Genomic DNA, 19,091 nt, shown 5'->3' on the forward strand with positions numbered 1-19,091 from the left:
GTATGGGTTTTCCTGTTCGCAAGTTTGATGCCGTAATTGTCGGCGGTGGTGGTGCAGGTTTACGCGCAGCCCTCCAATTATCCAAATCCGGTCTGAATTGTGCCGTTTTATCTAAAGTGTTTCCGACCCGTTCGCATACCGTAGCGGCGCAGGGTGGTATTTCCGCTTCGCTGGGTAATGTGCAGGAAGACCGTTGGGACTGGCATATGTACGATACCGTGAAAGGTTCCGACTGGCTAGGCGACCAAGATGCGATTGAGTTTATGTGTCGCGCAGCGCCCGAAGCGGTGATTGAGTTGGAACACATGGGTATGCCTTTTGACCGCGTGGAAAGCGGCAAAATTTATCAACGTCCTTTTGGCGGTCATACTGCCGAACACGGTAAACGCGCGGTAGAACGTGCTTGCGCAGTTGCCGACCGTACCGGTCATGCGATGCTGCATACCCTGTATCAGCAAAACGTCCGTGCCAATACGCAATTCTTTGTGGAATGGACGGCGCAAGATTTGATTCGTGATGAAAACGGCGACGTCGTCGGTGTGACTGCCATGGAAATGGAAACCGGCGAAGTTTATATTTTCCACGCTAAAGCCGTGATGTTTGCTACCGGCGGTGGCGGTCGTATTTATGCTTCTTCTACCAATGCCTATATGAATACCGGCGACGGTTTGGGCATTTGCGCCCGTGCGGGCATTCCGTTGGAAGATATGGAATTTTGGCAATTCCACCCGACCGGCGTGGCGGGTGCGGGCGTATTGATTACCGAAGGCGTACGCGGTGAGGGCGGTATTCTGTTGAATGCCGACGGCGAACGCTTTATGGAACGCTATGCGCCGACCGTAAAAGACTTGGCTTCGCGCGACGTGGTTTCCCGTGCGATGGCGATGGAAATCTACGAAGGTCGCGGCTGCGGTAAAAACAAAGACCATGTATTGCTGAAAATCGACCATATCGGTGCCGAAAAAATTATGGAAAAACTGCCGGGCATCCGCGAGATTTCCATCCAGTTTGCCGGTATCGACCCGATTAAAGACCCGATTCCTGTCGTGCCGACTACCCACTACATGATGGGTGGCATTCCGACCAATTATCATGGCGAAGTTGTCGTTCCTCAAGGCGACGAGTACGAAGTGCCTGTAAAAGGTCTGTATGCCGCAGGTGAGTGCGCTTGTGCTTCCGTACACGGTGCGAACCGTTTGGGTACAAACTCCCTGCTGGACTTGGTAGTATTCGGTAAAGCTGCCGGCGACAGTATGATTAAATTCATCAAAGAACAAAACTGCTGGAAACCTCTGCCTGCAAATGCCGGCGAACTGACTCGCCAACGTATCGAACGCTTGGATAACCAAACCGGTGGCGAAAACGTCGATGCGCTGCGCCGCGAACTGCAACGCTCCGTCCAATTGCACGCCGGCGTGTTCCGTACCGATGCGATTTTGGCGGAAGGTGTGAAACAGGTGATGGAGATTGCCGAGCGCGTGAAACGTACCGAAATCAAGGACAAGAGCAAAGTGTGGAATACCGCGCGTATCGAGGCTTTGGAATTGGACAACCTGATTGAAGTGGCGAAAGCGACTTTGGTGTCTGCCGAAGCACGTAAAGAATCACGCGGCGCGCACGCTTCAGACGACCATCCTGAGCGCGATGACGAAAACTGGATGAAACACACCCTGTATCATTCGGACACCAATACCTTGTCTTATAAACCGGTACATACCAAGCCTTTGAGCGTGGAATATATCAAACCGGCCAAACGCGTTTATTGATGCATTTTCAGACGGCATCTGTCTTAGAGGCCGTCTGAAATCTAACCATACCCACATTGAACTGCTTGAATCCATAATACAAAATCATTGGGCAGTTGATGAGAAAGGAACACTTCTCATGGAAAAAATGAGTTTTGAAATTTACCGTTACAACCCGGACGTTGATGCCAAGCCTTATATGCAACGTTACGAGTTGGAATTGGAGCCGACCGACGTGAAACTTTTGGACGCTTTGGTGCGTCTGAAAGCGCAAGACGATACCCTGTCTTTCCGCCGTTCCTGCCGCGAAGGTATTTGCGGTTCTGACGGTATGAACATCAACGGCAAAAACGGCTTGGCGTGTCTGACCGATTTACGCAGCCTGAAACAGCCTGTCAAAATCCGCCCGTTGCCCGGTCTGCCCGTCATCCGCGACCTGATTGTGGATATGACCCAGTTCTTCAAACAATACCATTCCATCAAACCTTATGTCGTTAACGACAATCCTATTGATGCGGACAAAGAGCGTCTGCAAACTCAGGAAGAGCGCAAAGAGTTGGACGGCTTGTACGAATGTATTTTGTGCGCCTGCTGTTCGACCGCCTGCCCGTCGTTCTGGTGGAATCCCGACAAATTCGTCGGTCCGTCCGGCTTGCTGAACGCCTACCGCTTCATTGCGGACAGCCGAGATACCATCACTAATGAGCGTTTGGACAATTTGAACGATCCGTACCGTTTGTTCCGCTGCCACACCATTATGAACTGTGTGGACGTATGCCCCAAACACTTGAATCCGACCCGTGCCATCGGCAAGATTAAAGAGATTATGTTGAAGCGGGCCGTTTAAGAAATGATGGTTTTTGACGATATTGCCAAACGGAAAATCCGTTTTCAAACCCGCCGGGGATTGTTGGAATTAGATTTAATCTTCGGCAGGTTTATGGAAAAAGAATTCGAGCATTTGAGCGATAAAGAGCTGTCCGAGTTTTCCGAAATCCTTGAATTTCAAGATCAAGAATTGCTTGCCTTGATTAACGGGCATTCGGCAACGGACAAAGGGCACCTTATCCCGATGCTTGAAAAAATCAGACGGGCATGAGGCATCCGAAATCTGCCTGCGGGCAGATTTCAAAATGCAAAGGCCGTCTGAAGGCAAAGAACGTGCTGCGGATGCAGCAACGTGGGTTACAACTTGCAAAGGAGCGATAATATGTCCAAATCAATCAAACTCAACGTACCGGGTCAGGCAGGCTTGGATTTGCCGGTATTGGAAGCCAGCATCGGGCATGATGTGGTTGACATTCGGGGGCTGACAAAAAATACAGGTTTGTTTTCCTTCGACCCCGGATTTGTTTCAACCGCAAGCTGTGAGTCTAAAATTACTTATATCGACGGCGATCAAGGCTTACTTTATTATCGCGGATACCCCATCGAGCAGCTGGCCGAAAAATCCGATTATTTGGAAGTCTGCTACCTGTTGATTTACGGCGAACTGCCGACTCCCGAGCAAAAGGCAGAATTTGACAATACCGTCAGCCGCCACACGATGGTGCATGAACAGCTGACTTGGTTCTTCCGGGGTTTCCGCCGCGACGCGCATCCGATGGCGATGATGGTCGGCGTGGTCGGCGCGCTGTCTGCGTTCTACCAAGACAGCTTGGACATTACCAATCCCGAACACCGCAAAATCGCGATTTACCGCCTGATTTCCAAAATCCCGACCATTGCGGCAATGTGCTACCGCTATTCAAACGGTCTGCCGTTCAATTATCCGAAGAATAATCTTTCTTATTCCGAAAACTTCCTTCATATGATGTTCGCCACGCCGTGTGAAGACTACAAACCCAATCCTGTTTTGGCGCGCGCGCTCGACCGCATCTTTATTTTGCATGCCGACCATGAGCAAAACGCCTCAACTTCGACCGTCCGTCTGGCAGGGTCTTCGGGTGCGAACCCGTTTGCCTGTATTGCTGCCGGTATCGCCTGCCTGTGGGGTGCTTCGCACGGCGGCGCGAACGAAGCCGTGTTGAAAATGCTGGACGAAATCGGCGATGTGTCCAATGTTGCCGAATATATGGAAGGCGTGAAACAGCGCAAATACCGCCTGATGGGCTTCGGACACCGCGTATACCGCAATATGGATCCGCGTGCCAGCATTATGCGCGAAACCTGCTATGAAGTTTTGAAAGAATTGGGTCTGGAAGACAGTCCGAAATTCAAACTGGCGATGGAATTGGAACAGATTGCGCTGAAAGACCCGTTCTTTATCGAACGCAAACTGTATCCCAATGTCGATTTCTATTCCGGCATCGTCCTGTCCGCGCTGGGCATCCCGACCGAAATGTTTACCGTCATCTTCGCCCTGTCGCGCAGCGTGGGCTGGATTTCGCACTGGCACGAGATGATTAGCGATCCTTCGCTGAAAATCGGCCGTCCCCGCCAGCTTTATACCGGTTCGGAACGCCGCGATTATGTGCCGGCAGGCGAGAGGTAACATACATTAATATATTGTCAAACAGGCAATATCAGAGAACCGGATTGTTTCCCGAATCCGTCTGATTGTAGTCGGATGAAATCAATGCAAGCAATCCGGTTTAAAATAGGGTAGAATAAAATGTCTTTTCAGACGGCATCAGTTCCGCCGTCAGGACGCGGATTTCTACCCTTTGTTTATATTTTAAAGAAAAGAGCGCACGCCATGATGGACGAAAAACTCAATTTCTCTTACCTGTTCGGTTCGAACGCACCCTACATTGAGGAATTGTACGAGGCTTTTTTGGAAAACCCCGATGCGGTTGATGAAAAATGGAAGCAGTATTTCACCGATTTGAGCAAACAGCCGGGGACGGTTGCTGTCGATGTCGCACACACACCGATACGCGAATCATTTGTTACTTTGGCGAAAAAGAAAATTGCATCTGCCGTTGCGGGCGGTGCGGATGAGGCAATGCTGAAAAAGCAAGTCAGCGTTTTACGGCTGATTTCCGCCTATCGTATCCAAGGCGTGGGTGCGGCACGGCTCGATCCGCTCAAACGTATCCCTCCGCGCGACATTGAAGCCCTCGATCCGAAATTCCACGGTCTGTCTGATGCCGATATGGCGCTTCAATTCAATATGGGAGAGGGCGATTTTGCCAATCGCGGCAAGCTGCCCTTGTCCCAAATCATCAGCAACCTCAAACAAACCTACTGCGGCCACATCGCATTGGAATATATCTATATTCCCAATACCGAAGAGCGTCGTTGGGTACGCAACTATTTTGAAAGCGTATTGTCCACACCGCATTACAATGCCGATCAAAAACGCCGTATCTTGAAAGAGATGACCGCTGCCGAAACTCTGGAACGCTATCTGCATACCAAATATGTCGGTCAAAAACGCTTTGGTGTCGAAGGCGGCGAAAGCGCGATTGCCGGTTTGAACTACCTGATTCAAAACGCCGGTAAAGACGGCGTGGAAGAAGTCATCATCGGTATGGCACACCGTGGCCGTCTGAATGTTTTGGTGAACATTTTGGGCAAAAAACCCGGTGATTTGTTTGCCGAATTTGAAGGTCGTGCCGAAATCAAATTGCCTAGCGGCGACGTAAAATACCACATGGGCTTCAGCTCCGACATCGCCACTCCGCATGGTCCGATGCACGTTTCTTTGGCATTTAACCCGTCCCACTTGGAAATTGTTAACCCGGTAGTGGAAGGTTCTGCACGCGCCAAACAAAAACGTTTGGGCGAAAACGGCCGCGATAAAGTCTTGCCGGTATTGATTCACGGCGATTCCGCATTTATCGGTTTGGGTGTCAACCAAGCAACATTCAACCTGTCTAAAACACGCGGTTATACCACAGGCGGTACGGTTCATATCGTCATCAACAATCAAATCGGCTTTACCACTTCCGATATCCGCGATACCCGTTCAACCGTACACTGTACCGATATCGCGAAAATGGTTTCCGCCCCGGTTATCCATGTGAACGGCGACGATCCCGAACGCGTTTGCTTTGCCATTCAAGCTGCTTTGGATTACCGCAAAAAATTCCATAAAGACATCGTGATCGACATTGTTTGCTACCGTAAATGGGGCCACAACGAGGGCGATGATCCGACCTTGACCCAACCGATGATGTACAAAAAAGTATCGCAACACCCTGGTGCGCGTGCTTTGTACACCGAACAACTGATTGCCGAAGGCGTGGTCACCCAAGCTGAGGCTGACGGTTACATCCAAGCCTACCGTGATGCTTTGGATAAAGGCGAACATGTTGAACAAACAACGTTGAGCAACTTCCAACGCACACAAATCGACTGGAGCAAATACCAAGGCAAAGATTGGCGCGAAAAAATCGAAACCGGTTTGCCTGCCGCGGATATTGAGCGTCTTACCGAGAAATTCACCGCTGTACCGGAAGGCTTTGCCCTGCATCCGACTGCAAAACGTGTGATCGAAGCACGTAAAGCCATGGCATCCGGCAAACAGCCTATCGACTGGGGTATGGCGGAAACCCTCGCATACGCCAGCCTTGTAACCAAAGGTCATGGTGTGCGTATCTCCGGTGAGGACTCCGGCCGCGGTACATTCTCACACCGTCATGCCGTTCTGCACGATCAAAAACGCGAAAAATGGGACGACGGTACTTATGTTCCTCTGCGCCATATGGGCGAAGGAATGGGCGAGTTTCTGGTTATCGACTCCATTTTGAACGAAGAAGCCGTGATGGCGTTTGAGTACGGCTTTGCCTGCTCCGCACCTGACAAACTGACCATTTGGGAAGCTCAATTCGGTGACTTCGCCAACGGTGCGCAAGTGACTATTGACCAATTCCTGTCCTCAGGCGAAACCAAGTGGGGTCGCTTGTGCGGCCTGACCACCATCCTGCCGCACGGTTACGACGGTCAAGGTCCTGAGCACTCTTCTGCACGCGTAGAACGTTGGTTGCAACTGTGTTCTGAAAACAATATGCAAGTTATCATGCCGTCTGAAGCGTCGCAAATGTTCCACCTCTTGCAACGTCAAGTCTTGGGTTCATACCGCAAACCGCTGGTGATTTTCATGTCCAAACGCCTGTTGCGCTTCAAAGGTGCAATGAGCCCGCTGGAAAACTTTACAGAAGGTTCGACTTTCCGTCCGGTTATCGGCGATACCGCCGAACGCGCAAGCAACGACAGCGTGAAACGCGTAGTATTGTGTGCCGGTCAGGTTTACTATGACTTGGAAGCCGGTCGTGCCGAACGTAAACTGGAAGATGATGTTGCTATCGTCCGCGTTGAGCAGCTGTATCCGTTCCCATACGAAGAGGTTAAAGCTGAACTGGCGAAATATCCGAACGCAAAATCTGTGGTTTGGGCACAAGAAGAGCCGAAAAACCAAGGTGCGTTCTACCAAATCCGCCACCGCATCGAAGACGTTATCAGCGAAGAGCAAAAACTGTCTTATGCCGGTCGTCCAAGCAGCGCATCGCCTGCAGTGGGCTACTCAAGCAAACACATTGCTCAATTGAAACAATTGGTTGAAGACGCTTTGGCGTTGTAAGCCTAGCGGTATTCCGTTTGAAATTGTTCAGGCGGAATGCCCATATGCAGAATTAAAAACACACAACAGGCCGTCTGAAAGGGCCATTGGAGACACAAAATGATTATTGATGTAAAAGTACCTATGCTGTCTGAAAGCGTATCTGAAGGTACGCTCTTGGAATGGAAGAAAAAAGTTGGCGAAGCAGTTGCCCGTGACGAAATCCTGATCGATATCGAAACTGACAAAGTGGTTTTGGAAGTACCTTCTCCACAAGCCGGCGTATTGGTTGAAATCGTAGCGCAAGACGGTGAAACCGTTGTCGCAGACCAAGTTTTGGCACGCATCGATACCGCTGCTACTGCCGCCGCTGAAGCCCCAGCCGCCGCGCCTGCCGAAGCAGCCCCAGCTGCCGCACAAAACAACGCCGCTATGCCTGCCGCTGCCAAACTGGCTGCCGAGGCCGGTGTAGACGTAAATGCATTGCAAGGTTCCGGCCGTGACGGTCGCGTATTGAAAGAAGACGTACAAAATGCCGCTGCTAAACCTGCCGCAGCCGCTGCTCCTGCTGTTGCACTTCCTGCCGGCGCACGTCCTGAAGAACGTGTACCAATGAGTCGCCTGCGTGCCCGTGTTGCAGAACGCCTCTTGGCTTCTCAACAGGAAAACGCCATTCTGACCACATTCAACGAAGTCAACATGAAACCAATCATGGACTTGCGTGCGAAGTACAAAGAAAAATTCGAGAAAGAACACGGCGTGAAATTGGGCTTTATGTCCTTCTTCGTCAAAGCCGCTGTCGCCGCCCTGAAAAAATACCCGGTTGTGAATGCTTCTGTTGACGGCAAAGACATCGTGTACCACGGCTACTTCGACATCGGTATCGCGATTGGCAGCCCACGCGGTTTGGTTGTGCCCATCCTGCGCGATGCCGACCAAATGAGCATTGCCGACATCGAACAAGCAATTGTTGATTACGCGAAAAAAGCCAAAGACGGTAAAATCGCTATCGAAGATTTGACCGGCGGTACATTCAGTATTACCAACGGCGGTACTTTCGGTTCTATGATGTCCACTCCGATCATCAACCCGCCTCAATCTGCGATTTTGGGTATGCACGCTACTAAAGAGCGCGCTGTGGTTGAAAACGGCCAAGTTGTTGTCCGTCCAATGATGTATCTGGCTCTGTCTTACGACCACCGTATCATTGACGGCCGCGAAGCTGTATTGACCTTGGTAGCCATTAAAGACGCGTTGGAAGACCCAGCCCGCCTGCTGTTGGATCTGTAATCGTTTCAGACGGCCTTTTATTTATTAATGAAAAGGCCGTCTGAAATTTTATTTAGATGTAGCGTAATGTAGTATCGTGCTACAATAGGCTCAACGAACGATTGAGGCCGTCTGAAACATTTGATTCGAATGAATCGACAGATATGGACTTTCAGACGGCCTTTTCTTAAAACCATCAAAACGCAGTCATTCAAAATAAAAAAGAAACAAAAAAGTATCGTTTTTATTTTGAGATACTGCCAAAAGCAAAGGATGACACGATGTCTCAATATGATGTAGTAGTGATTGGTGCAGGCCCGGGCGGATACGTTGCCGCCATCCGTGCCGCGCAACTAGGTTTCAAAACCGCTTGCGTCGATGCAGGCGTCAACAAAGCTGGCGATGCCCCTGCCTTGGGCGGTACTTGCTTGAACGTAGGCTGTATCCCTTCTAAAGCCCTGTTGCAATCCAGCGAACATTTCCACGCAGCGCAACACGAGTTTGCCGAACACGGCATCACTGTCGGCGACGTAAAATTCGACGCGGCCAAAATGATTGAGCGCAAAGATGCCATCGTGACCAAACTGACCGGCGGCGTGAAATTCCTGTTCCAAAAAAACAAAGTAACCAGCCTGTTCGGTACTGCTTCCTTTGCCGGTAAAAATGGCGATGCTTACCAAATCGAAGTCGATAACAAAGGTGAGAAAACCGTTATCGAAGCCAAACACGTCATCGTAGCCACCGGTTCCGTACCGCGTCCGCTGCCACAAGTCGCCATCGACAACGTGAACGTATTGGACAACGAAGGCGCATTGAACCTGACCGAAGTGCCTGCCAAACTCGGCGTGATCGGTTCCGGCGTGATTGGTTTGGAAATGGGTTCCGTATGGAACCGCGTGGGTGCGGAAGTTACCATTCTTGAAGCTGCGCCGACCTTCCTGGCTGCCGCTGACCAACAAATCGCCAAAGAAGCCTTCAAATACTTTACCAAAGAGCAAGGTTTGAACATCGAATTGGGCGTGAAAATCGGCGACATCAAATCTGAAGGCAAGGGCGTTTCCGTTGCTTACGAAACTGCTGCCGGCGAAGCCAAAACCGAAGTATTCGACAAACTGATCGTTGCCATCGGCCGTATTCCAAACACCAAAGGCCTGAACGTCGAAGCCGTAGGCTTGGAAAAAGACGAGCGCGGCTTTATCAAAGTGGACGGCGAATGCCGTACCAACCTGCCTAACGTATGGGCAATCGGCGACGTGGTCCGCGGCCCGATGTTGGCACACAAAGCCAGCGATGAAGGCGTTGCCGTTGCCGAGCGCATTGCCGGTCAAAAACCGCATATCGACTTCAACAACGTACCGTTCGTGATTTATACCGACCCTGAAATCGCTTGGGTGGGCAAAACCGAAGAGCAGCTCAAAGCCGAAGGCGTGGAGTACAAAAAAGGTACTTCAGGTTTCGGTGCAAACGGTCGTGCATTGGCCATGGGCAAAGCCAAAGGTACGGTTAAAGTATTGGCAGATGCCAAAACCGACCGCATCTTGGGCGTACACATGATCGGCCCGGTTGTCAGCGAATTGGTTACCGAAGGCGTGACTGCGCTCGAATTCTTCGCCAGCAGCGAAGACATCGCCCGCATTATCCATGCCCACCCAACCTTGTCCGAAGTGGTTCACGAAGCTGCCTTGGCGGCCGACAAACGCGCTTTGCACGGTTGATAGACATTAAGGCCGTCTGAAACTTTTCAGACGGCCTTAAGGCCTTCGACAAATTGAATGTTTCGATAGCTTCGTTTTCTGATTTATAATTCCGTCAGACAAACACACAGCATTTACATTCATTATGAACAAAGAAATAGTCGGTATTTTCTTTATACCGGCGGGCATCATCAGCATGTGTATGGCTGCATTGTGGCAAATGTATGTGATGATGACCGAAACTTATACGCTCAACCGTTTCAAAGATAAAGAATTGGTTTGGCGCGTGGCATTGTTGTTTATCAGTTTCAGCCTTGCCGTTTATCTGCTCTGCCCGAATTCGCGTAAAAAAGGCATTGTCTTTTTTATTCTCGGAGGAGGCGGCGCAACCATGTATCTGCTGGCGCGGATGTGGTTGCCCTTCAGTAAATAGTAGGGCCGTCTGAAAATATGGGATTGGCCGCAGGGCGATTCCTAAAACCCACTCACCTTAAGGAGAAATCCATGAATTTACACGAGTATCAGGCTAAAGAACTGCTGGCTAGCTACGGTTTGCCCGTACAAGGCGGTATTTTGGCACACAACGGCGAAGAAGCCGCTGCAGCTTACGACAAATTGGGCGGCAAATTCGCTGTTGTCAAAGCACAAGTACACGCCGGCGGCCGCGGTAAAGCGGGCGGCGTAAAAGTCGTTAAAAGCCGCGAAGAAGCTAAAGAAGTGGCTGAAAGCCTGATTGGCACCAACTTGGTAACTTACCAAACCGATGCCAACGGCCAACCTGTCAACAGCGTTTTGGTTTGCGAAGACATGTATCCGGTTCAAACCGAGCTGTACTTGGGCGCAGTGGTTGACCGTTCTACCCGCCGCGTTACATTCATGGCTTCTACCGAAGGCGGCGTGGAAATCGAAAAAGTTGCTGCCGAAACTCCAGAAAAAATCTTCAAAGTAACCGTTGATCCGCTGGTCGGCCTGCAACCTTGCCAAGCTCGCGAAGTTGCCTTCCAACTGGGCTTGAAAGACAAACAAATCAACGAGTTCGTCAAACTGATGACCGGCGCGTACAAAGCGTTTATCGAAAACGACTTCGCCCTGTTTGAAGTAAACCCATTGGCAGTTCGCGAAAATGGCGACTTGGCCTGTGTGGACGGCAAAATCGGTATCGACAGCAACGCGCTCTACCGCCTGCCGAAAATTGCCGCTTTGCGCGACAAATCTCAAGAAAACGAACGTGAGCTGAAAGCTTCCGAATTCGACCTGAACTATGTTGCCCTGGAAGGCAACATCGGCTGTATGGTTAACGGTGCCGGTTTGGCGATGGCCACTATGGACATCATCAAACTGAAAGGCGGCCAACCTGCCAACTTCTTGGACGTTGGCGGCGGCGCAACTAAAGACCGCGTAGTTGAAGCGTTCAAACTGATTTTGGAAGACAAATCCGTTAAAGGCGTATTGATCAACATCTTCGGCGGTATCGTACGTTGCGACATGATTGCGGAAGCCATCGTGGCAGCCGTTAAAGAAATCAACGTCAACGTTCCTGTCGTTGTTCGTTTGGAAGGTAACAACGCCGAACTCGGCGCGAAAATCCTGAACGAATCAGGTCTGAAACTGACTTCTGCAGACGGCCTGAATGACGCAGCCGAAAAAATTGTCGCAGCCGTAAACGCCTAAGGAGAAAAGAATGAGCGTATTGATTAATAAAGACACCAAAGTATTGGTTCAAGGTTTCACCGGTAAAAACGGTACTTTCCACTCCGAACAAGCTCTGGCTTACGGCACTAAAGTTGTCGGCGGCGTTACCCCGGGCAAAGGCGGTCAAACCCACCTGAACCTGCCTGTATTCAACACCATGAAAGAAGCCGTTAAAGAAACCGGCGCGGATGCATCTGTAATTTACGTTCCCGCTCCGTTTGTTTTGGATTCTATCGTTGAAGCGGTTGATTCTGGCGTAGGCTTGGTCGTTGTGATTACCGAAGGCGTGCCGACTCTGGACATGCTCAAAGCCAAACGTTATTTGGAAACCAACGGCAACGGTACCCGCTTGGTCGGCCCTAACTGCCCAGGCGTGATTACTCCGGGTGAGTGCAAAATCGGTATTATGCCGGGCCACATCCACACTCCGGGCCGAATCGGTATTATTTCCCGTTCCGGTACATTGACTTACGAAGCCGTAGCACAAACCACCAAACTGGGCTTGGGTCAATCAACCTGTATCGGTATCGGCGGCGACCCGATTCCGGGTATGAACCAAATCGACGCGCTGAAACTCTTTCAAGAAGACCCCGATACCGACGCCATCATCATGATTGGTGAAATCGGCGGTACTGCGGAAGAAGAAGCAGCCGAATACATCCAATCCAATGTAACCAAACCTGTTGTCGGTTACATTGCCGGTGTTACCGCTCCTAAAGGCAAACGTATGGGCCACGCCGGTGCGATTATCTCCGGCGGTAAAGGTACTGCCGAAGAAAAATTCGCCGCGTTTGAAAAAGCCGGTATCGCTTACACCCGCAGCCCTGCCGAGTTGGGCACGACGATGCTGGAAGTGTTGAAAGCAAAAGGTTTGGCATAATCAGGTTTGACAACTGATTGAACATCAAATGCCGTCTGAAACCGGAAATCGGGTTTCAGACGGCATTTTGTTTGTTATTTCAAAAAGAGGCAGCCTCAACATACCCACATTATTTTTTCCCCTTTGAGGCAGTCAGAATATTTATCGGTCAAACAGGAGCAAACCTGTAAGTCAGGTTGCACACGCCTTGTTTGGAGTCGGGGAATGATAAGTATCGCATTTGAAAAGACTGATATTATTTTTTGCAGGATTCTATTTTAGCACGCGATATTTTTTGTTTGATAGGATTGGAATGGATGTAGTCCGCGCAACGCTGCAAATCCGTTTCGTCGCGCACGGTGTGTCCGTAAAAACGCCGTTGCCAGATACCGCGTTCGTGCCGCCGCTGTTTGCCGGCGGATAAGTTTTTAGTATGAGGGGAATATGCGGAGAATTTGGTTTTAATCAGCCGCCGGGATAGGGAATAATCTGCATCGTCGGGCGGCAGCGTCCAAATGGTGTGAATGTGGTTCGGCAGTACGCATACGGCGACGGTTTCAAAGGGATATTGTTTTTGCACATCCATATAGGCTGCCCGCGAAGTCGATATATCCGACAAGCAGGCGCGATTTCGGGGCGGAGGGTTTGACAGTGAAAAAGAATGTGCCGCCGGTAATGAAGTTTCTGCGATAACGCGCCATAGGATTTTGTTTGTGGTTTGGGTGTTCGAGAAAGAAGGGTTTGTTGTTTAAGGTTTTGACTTTGTTGAAGCTGATGTTTTTCAGACAACATTGGAGGTCGTCTGAAAGGGCTAGCTTCAACGAAGTTAAAAGTTGAAATGGCAAACCGTCAATCAAGCAACTGCGTGCGTACCGCACACACCCTACACGTTGGCTTTGAAGTTCCGTGTAATTCACAGGTAGGGCGTGTGGCACAGCCACGCACGCGGTGGGTCGGGTATGCAGGCCACGACTTGCTATTCTTTCAAAAAACCATATTTGTAAACCAGCGGTTCGAGTTTGTTGGCAAGCTTGGTATATGCTTCTTCGAATTTAGAGAAATCTGTTTGAGGAGAAGCTTTTTTCAATGCGTTTCGGATCTGATACCAACCTGCATCGGCATTGTCCAGTAGATATTCATCGCGGATTTTGCGCTCAATATCTGCGGTGTAAAATGCTTCCCACAGTTTCAGCCCTTCGTTGTAAACGGCTTTAGCTTCTTTGGAAAGTTTTTTGTTTTCCAAATAGTCGGACATAAAGTGGGAGTAGAATTTGTTTTTTGCACCTACCTGTTCTTCGGTATAGGGGATAAAATGGTTGGTCAGCTGCCATTTCTTACCGTTCCATTCCAGTGTGTCTTTTGCTGTGCCGGCGGTGAGGTTACTGTTGGAAAAGAGCATATACAGCAAACAATCGGTGTAGAAACTTTCGGGCAGTTTTTCAGACGGCTGCAAGAATTGGTCACGGTCGTTGAGCCATGTGGGTTTGATGATACGGCGGGCGGTAAATACAACAGCAGCTTTTTTCAAATTGTCCTTTGTTACTAAAAAACCACCTGCGCTGCAATAACCGGATGAAAACAAGGCAGTTGATTTTCCTGCATTTTGAAAATCATTACCCTTGCACATCATGCCGCCGATTGCATTATCCGCCCATTTTCTGCCACGAATATCGCCTGTGTTTTTTTCGGGCGGGGACAAAGCATTTTTCAGCGGCAATGCGTCCATATCATTAGGTTTAGCGCGTTCTATCCATTCGTTTAAAGACGGCTGTTCTGTTTCAATATAAAATTTTTTTTCGCCGAAGGCTTCGCATTTTTTATCAAATGCAGGTAGCTTGAAAACGGTTTCCTTACCTTTTTTGGACAAGTCCCAAATCAAAAAACCGATGGGGAAATCGCCTTTCAGTCCGTCAAAACTTTTGCTGTGGACTACAAACCCGTTTAGGAATTTCGGCTGCCAAATTTCGTGGAACGGCTCAAAATTCGGTGCGGAAATATATTTCAATGTGCTGAATATGGCGATGACGGCATTCGGCAGTTCACATTGGATACGCAATAAAAACTGTACGAACAGTTCGCGTGTGGCGTAGCCCAGATCAGGTAAGGTTTTAGCAATTTTGTTGTGAGAAATACCGGTTTTATTTTTTGACGATCCGCTTACTGTATCCGCACTTGCCGCTTCACCATAAGGCGGATTAATCAGTACCAGAATCTTTTTCTTCTTGTCAGCTTTTGCCGTTTGGATGATTTCGCGCAGTTCAGACGGAATTTTGCCTGTCAGGCTGTAATCAATGCTGCCATCTTCGGCAATATCGTCGTTGAGATAGTCGTATTGGAAGCGGGTAGCGGCGGGAAACTGTCCACTTGTCTGCATGACGTTAATGTCGGCTTGGTCGAGTGTGGACATGAACACGTTGCGCCGGTTGCCGTGTTTGGTTTCGAGGTTGCCTACGCCGCAGCACATATCCCATACGATGTAGTTTTTCTGCCAGTTTTTACCCAGTGTATCGCTTAATAATTCATATGCTTTTTCAACTACTTTGAGCGGTGTGTAATACGCGCCTTTGAATTGTCGCTCGTCCAATGGGATAAGCTGGTCGCGCCGTTCCATCAGATAGTTGCGGTGTTCTTCAGCGGGCGGACGGTGGTAAATATTCCAAAACTCGCGGTAGCCTTTGATGCTGGCAAGCTCCAACAGTTCTCCACGCAAATAAAAGGCAGGCTTTTCATCGATAATGACCAGTCTGGTATCCAATTCCCTGCCAATAACGGCTTTCTTGCCATCGTGCATGATGTCGGCGTAAAACAGAAGGGCATAATCGGCTGGGTTGGATAGGTCTTTCAATTCCCTTCCGACCATTTCTACCCAACTGTCGAAAACTTTTTTCAAATTGTCGGGAGTGATTTGTGTTCGGACAATGCCGCCGTTTTTGATGCTGTCTTTGACGGCTTGGATAAATTCGGCTTCACTCTCAGCAATGTGGTAAACGATAAAGTGGTCGTTGATATACGGCGAGACTTGGGCGATGAGTTCTCGGCTGACTTGGCTAGCGGATTTACCCCATGCGATTTTTTTGTCTTTGAAAATCGGTGTGATGCTTTCAGTGGACATCAGTGCGGCTTTTTCGTTGTCGATGACGCAAAGCAAAGGAGGCAAAAATAGGGATTTTAGATGATTACCTTTATTGTAGGCATGGCAGACGTAATATAACAGTTGTGTAAACATTGTGTACACATCGGTGGGCTTATGTTTGGCTTCAAACCATATTTCTTCAGTTTGAATGTCAATCAGACCTTTGGTTACTTTTTTGAGCTTCAGCGCGGCAATGTAGGCATCTTTGACATCTTCTTCACTTTTTGCGTTTTGCAGACTCTGATACAAAGTCATTTCCGTTCTCCAAAATTTGACTATTTCAACATGGGTTTCAGGTATTTTCCAGTATAACTCCCCTTAACCTTCGCCACCTGCTCAGGGCTACCTGAAGCAATAATCCTGCCCCCCCCATCGCCGCCCTCCGGCCCTAAGTCCACAATCCAATCTGCAGTTTTAATCACGTCCAGATTATGCTCGATAATCACAATCGAGTTGCCTTTGCCTTTCAGACGGCCTATCACTTCTAGCAGCAGGGCGATGTCGGCGAAGTGCAGGCCGGTGGTGGGTTCGTCGAGGATGTAGAGCGTTCTGCCGGTGTCGCGTTTGGAGAGTTCGAGGGCGAGTTTGACGCGTTGGGCTTCGCCGCCGGAGAGGGTGGTGGCGGACTGGCCGAGGCGGATGTAGCCTAGGCCTACGTCTATCAGGGTTTGCAGTTTGCGCGATACGGTGGGGACGGCGTCGAAGAATTCGCGGGCTTCTTCAACGGTCATGTCAAGGACTTGGCTGATGTTTTTGCCTTTGTATTGGATTTCGAGGGTTTCGCGATTGTAGCGTTTGCCGTGGCAGACTTCGCAGGGGACGTACACGTCGGGCAGGAAGTGCATTTCAACTTTGATCACACCGTCGCCTTGGCAGGCTTCGCAGCGGCCGCCTTTGACGTTGAAGGAGAATCTGCCGACGTTGTAGCCGCGTTCGCGCGAGAGGGGTACGCCGGCGAAGAGTTCGCGGATGGGGGTGAACAGGCCGGTGTAGGTGGCGGGGTTGGAGCGCGGGGTGCGGCCGATGGGGGATTGGTCAACGTTGATGACTTTGTCGAGGTGTTCGAGGCCGTGGATGTCGTCGTATGGGGCGGGCTCTTCTTGGGCGCGGTTGAGTTCGCGGGCGGTAATTTTGGCGAGGGTGTCGTTAATCAGGGTGGATTTGCCGCTGCCGGATACGCCGGTGATGCAGGTAATCAAACCGAGCGGCAATTCGAGGGTAACGTTTTTGAGGTTGTTGCCGCGCGCGCCTTTGAGGACGAGCATTCGGTCGAGATTGACGGGCGTGCGTTCAGACGGCACGGCAATGGATTTTTTGCCGCTGAGGTATTGTCCGGTAACGGATTTTTCGCATTTGGCGACGTTTTCGGGCGTGTCGGCAATCAGTACGTTGCCGCCGTGTTCGCCCGCGCCGGGACCCATATCGACGACGAAATCGGCTTCGCGGATGGCGTCTTCGTCGTGTTCGACCACAATCACGCTGTTGCCTAAATCGCGCAGGCGTTTGAGTGTGGCGAGCAGGCGGTCGTTGTCGCGCTGGTGCAGGCCGATGGAAGGTTCGTCTAAAACGTACATCACGCCGGTCAGGCCGCTGCCGATTTGGCTGGCGAGGCGGATGCGCTGGGCTTCGCCGCCGGAAAGGGTTTCGGCGGAGCGGCTTAAATTCAGGTAATCCAGCCCGACGTTAATCAGGAAGCCGAGCCGCTCGGTGATTTCTTTGAGGATTTTTTCGGCGATTTGTTTTTTGTTGCCGTCCAAATCCAGCGTTTCGAAGAATTGGTGGGTTTTGGTCAGCGGCCAGGCGGAGACTTCGTGCAAGGGTTCGCCGCTGACGTAAACGTAGCGCGCTTCTTTGCGCAAACGTGCGCCGCCGCAGCTTGGGCAGGCGCGGTGGTTTTGGTATTCGCGCAGTTTTTCGCGCACGGTTTCGCTGTCGGTTTCGCGGTAGCGGCGTTCGAGATTGGGGATGATGCCTTCGAAGGCGTGGCTGCGGTTGAAGGTGGTGCCGCGTTCGGATAGGTAAGTGAAATCAATGACTTCTTTGCCTGATCCGTGCAACACGACTTTTTTCACTTTTTCAGGCAGCGTTTCCCAAGCAGCCTGCACATCGAAACCGTAATACCGCGCCAATGATTGAATCATTTGGAAATAGAACTGGTTGCGCTTGTCCCAGCCGTCAATCGCGCCCGAGGCCAGCGACAATTCGGGGTGGGCGACCACTTTTTCGGGGTCGAAGAAATTGGTGTTGCCCAAGCCGTCGCAAGTCGGGCAGGAACCCATCGGGTTGTTGAACGAAAAAAGGCGCGGCTCCAGTTCGGGCAGGCTGTACGAACATACGGGGCAGGCGAAACGTGCGGAAAACCAATGTTCTTCGCCGCTGTCCATTTCCATCGCCAGTGCGCGCTCGTTGCCGTGGCGCAGCGCGGTTTCAAAACTTTCCGCCAGCCGCTGCTTGATGTCCGCCTTCACTTTCACGCGGTCGATGACCACGTCGATATTGTGCTTGATGTTTTTTTCCAGCTTCGGAACTTCGTCAAGCTGATAGACTTCGCCGTCCACGCGTACCCGCGCAAAACCCTGCGCCTGCAAGTCGGCAAAGAAATCGACAAACTCGCCCTTACGCTCGCGCACCGACGGTGCCAGAATCATCACGCGCGTGTCTTCCGGCAGTTTTAAGACGGCATCGACCATCTGCGATACGGTCTGGCTCGACAACGGCAGATTGTGTTCGGGGCAATACGGCGTGCCGACGCGGGCGTACAAAAGGCGTAAGTAATCGTGGATTTCCGTAACCGTACCGACGGTGGAACGCGGATTGTGGCTGGTGGATTTCTGCTCGATGGAAATCGCGGGCGACAGGCCTTCGATCAAATCGACATCAGGTTTGTCCATCATCTGCAAAAACTGCCGCGCATAGGCGGACAGGCTCTCGACATAACGCCGCTGCCCTTCGGCATACAGCGTGTCAAACGCCAGCGACGACTTGCCACTGCCCGACAATCCTGTTACCACCACGAGCTTGTGGCGCGGAATGTCCAAATCGATGTTTTTCAAATTATGCGTGCGCGCGCCGCGGATGCGGATGGTGTCGTTGTCGTGCGAATGTTGGGGATGATGGTTGCACATAATGGATGCCGCCTGAAAAATAAAGGAAAACCGATATTGTAGCACTTTCTCGGATGCCGTCTGAAGCC

General features: G+C 50.7%; 14 protein-coding genes. 10 read left to right on the forward strand and 4 right to left on the reverse strand.

Annotated features, from left to right (window positions below):
• Positions 1 to 2: 2 nt before the first annotated feature.
• From sdhA to sucD, 10 genes are all read left to right on the forward strand, one after another.
• A complete protein-coding gene (sdhA, locus tag Q9I99_RS00785; RefSeq protein ID WP_301667778.1) occupies positions 3 to 1,766 on the forward strand; it encodes a succinate dehydrogenase flavoprotein subunit in 1,764 nt (587 codons plus the stop codon).
• Positions 1,767 to 1,884: 118 nt separating this feature from the next.
• Positions 1,885 to 2,592 carry a succinate dehydrogenase iron-sulfur subunit gene (locus Q9I99_RS00790; RefSeq protein ID WP_003678833.1) on the forward strand — a complete coding sequence of 236 codons (708 nt, stop codon included), beginning with the start codon at positions 1,885 to 1,887 and terminating at the stop codon, positions 2,590 to 2,592.
• Positions 2,593 to 2,595: 3 nt separating this feature from the next.
• Complete coding sequence (locus tag Q9I99_RS00795; protein WP_107819319.1) at positions 2,596 to 2,844, forward strand: FAD assembly factor SdhE; 249 nt, start codon at positions 2,596 to 2,598, stop codon at positions 2,842 to 2,844.
• A 111-nt stretch (positions 2,845 to 2,955) separates the two neighbouring features.
• Positions 2,956 to 4,239, forward strand: coding sequence for a citrate synthase (gltA, locus tag Q9I99_RS00800; protein WP_301667776.1), 1,284 nt, complete (start codon positions 2,956 to 2,958; stop codon positions 4,237 to 4,239).
• Positions 4,240 to 4,443: 204 nt separating this feature from the next.
• Positions 4,444 to 7,272 (forward strand): 2-oxoglutarate dehydrogenase E1 component, encoded by a 2,829-nt coding sequence (locus Q9I99_RS00805; protein WP_301667775.1) that lies wholly within the window; start codon positions 4,444 to 4,446, stop codon positions 7,270 to 7,272.
• 99 nt (positions 7,273 to 7,371) lie between these two features.
• Positions 7,372 to 8,541: a 2-oxoglutarate dehydrogenase complex dihydrolipoyllysine-residue succinyltransferase gene (gene odhB, locus Q9I99_RS00810; protein ID WP_301667774.1), complete on the forward strand. Its 1,170-nt coding sequence runs from the start codon at positions 7,372 to 7,374 to the stop codon at positions 8,539 to 8,541.
• 260 nt (positions 8,542 to 8,801) lie between these two features.
• Entirely contained in the window at positions 8,802 to 10,235 is a 1,434-nt protein-coding gene (gene lpdA, locus Q9I99_RS00815; RefSeq protein ID WP_301667773.1) for a dihydrolipoyl dehydrogenase, read from the forward strand.
• 124 nt (positions 10,236 to 10,359) lie between these two features.
• Positions 10,360 to 10,647, forward strand: a complete 288-nt coding sequence (locus Q9I99_RS00820) for a hypothetical protein (protein ID WP_002242554.1) — start codon at positions 10,360 to 10,362, stop codon at positions 10,645 to 10,647.
• Positions 10,648 to 10,718: 71 nt separating this feature from the next.
• Positions 10,719 to 11,885 carry an ADP-forming succinate--CoA ligase subunit beta gene (sucC, locus tag Q9I99_RS00825; RefSeq protein WP_049330956.1) on the forward strand — a complete coding sequence of 389 codons (1,167 nt, stop codon included), beginning with the start codon at positions 10,719 to 10,721 and terminating at the stop codon, positions 11,883 to 11,885.
• 10 nt (positions 11,886 to 11,895) lie between these two features.
• On the forward strand, positions 11,896 to 12,786 hold the full coding sequence (gene sucD, locus Q9I99_RS00830; RefSeq protein ID WP_002221113.1) for a succinate--CoA ligase subunit alpha: 891 nt from the start codon (positions 11,896 to 11,898) through the stop codon (positions 12,784 to 12,786).
• A 235-nt stretch (positions 12,787 to 13,021) separates the two neighbouring features.
• On the opposite strand, the gene Q9I99_RS00835 is transcribed toward sucD, so the two are convergent.
• From Q9I99_RS00835 to uvrA, 4 genes are all read right to left on the reverse strand, one after another.
• Entirely contained in the window at positions 13,022 to 13,351 is a 330-nt protein-coding gene (locus Q9I99_RS00835; protein WP_301667766.1) for an REP-associated tyrosine transposase, read from the reverse strand.
• Entirely contained in the window at positions 13,323 to 13,622 is a 300-nt protein-coding gene (locus Q9I99_RS00840; RefSeq protein WP_301667764.1) for a hypothetical protein, read from the reverse strand. The genes Q9I99_RS00835 and Q9I99_RS00840 overlap by 29 nt, the downstream gene beginning before the upstream one ends.
• A gap of 119 nt (positions 13,623 to 13,741) precedes the next feature.
• Positions 13,742 to 16,153 (reverse strand): hypothetical protein, encoded by a 2,412-nt coding sequence (locus tag Q9I99_RS00845; RefSeq protein ID WP_301667763.1) that lies wholly within the window; start codon positions 16,151 to 16,153, stop codon positions 13,742 to 13,744.
• 20 nt (positions 16,154 to 16,173) lie between these two features.
• On the reverse strand, positions 16,174 to 19,023 hold the full coding sequence (gene uvrA / locus Q9I99_RS00850; RefSeq protein ID WP_301667762.1) for an excinuclease ABC subunit UvrA: 2,850 nt from the start codon (positions 19,021 to 19,023) through the stop codon (positions 16,174 to 16,176).
• Positions 19,024 to 19,091 lie beyond the last annotated feature (68 nt).

The organism is Neisseria basseii, from assembly GCF_962707005.1.
Lineage (GTDB): Bacteria > Pseudomonadota > Gammaproteobacteria > Burkholderiales > Neisseriaceae > Neisseria > Neisseria bergeri.